Below are 592 nucleotides of genomic sequence, written 5' to 3'. Positions count from 1 at the left end.
ACCAGCAGCGCACCGTGGGCGTGGCCCGGGCCTTTGCCGACGGCGCCGATGCGATTGTGGTCGGGCGGCCGATCCGGCTGGCGGCCGATCCGTACGTCGCGGCGCAGCTCATCCAGGCGGAAATCGCAGAATCATTCAAGTAAATCAATTACTTGAATTGTGATTCATGAAGTGTTGCATTAACTTAATCGGGCGCGTAGGCTACGTCCCGTCCGGTGTTGCCGGCCATGCGTCAAAACTGTCCACCGGCTCGCGCCGGCTTGAGGAGGTTCGCTGCCGGGTACCGGTGCGGCCTCTTTTTTTTGCCTGTTCACCCGCTGGACGGGCGCCGGGACGTAAGCCCCCGGTCTCCGCCGGCCGGTTTGCGCTTGCGCCATGAGGCGGGCGCGGGCGGGACGGGGGAAGGAGCGCCGGCGCCCGCACGTGATGGCTGTGCTTGCTGGGCTCACCGGGCAGGCCTCAAGATGCCACCGCCCCCGGGGGAGGACCGACAACGCCATGCCACGCTCTTCATCACGCAGCCGCCCGTACCTCATGTCCGTGTCGCTGACCGCGCTGCTGTTGCTGGCTGCGTGCGGTCGCACGCCGCAGG

1 pseudogene is annotated in these 592 nt (G+C 66.9%); it reads left to right on the top strand.

From position 1 onward, the window contains the following. A pseudogene (locus JCM9942_RS17715) lies at nucleotides 1-143 on the top strand (orotidine-5'-phosphate decarboxylase); the annotation flags it as partial. Nucleotides 144-592 lie beyond the last annotated feature (449 nt).

It is taken from the genome of Stenotrophomonas pictorum JCM 9942 (assembly GCF_001310775.1).
Taxonomy (GTDB): domain Bacteria; phylum Pseudomonadota; class Gammaproteobacteria; order Xanthomonadales; family Xanthomonadaceae; genus Stenotrophomonas; species Stenotrophomonas pictorum.
The sequence above is the reverse complement of the archived record's forward strand: the minus strand, read 5'-3'. Positions and strand labels throughout refer to the sequence as shown.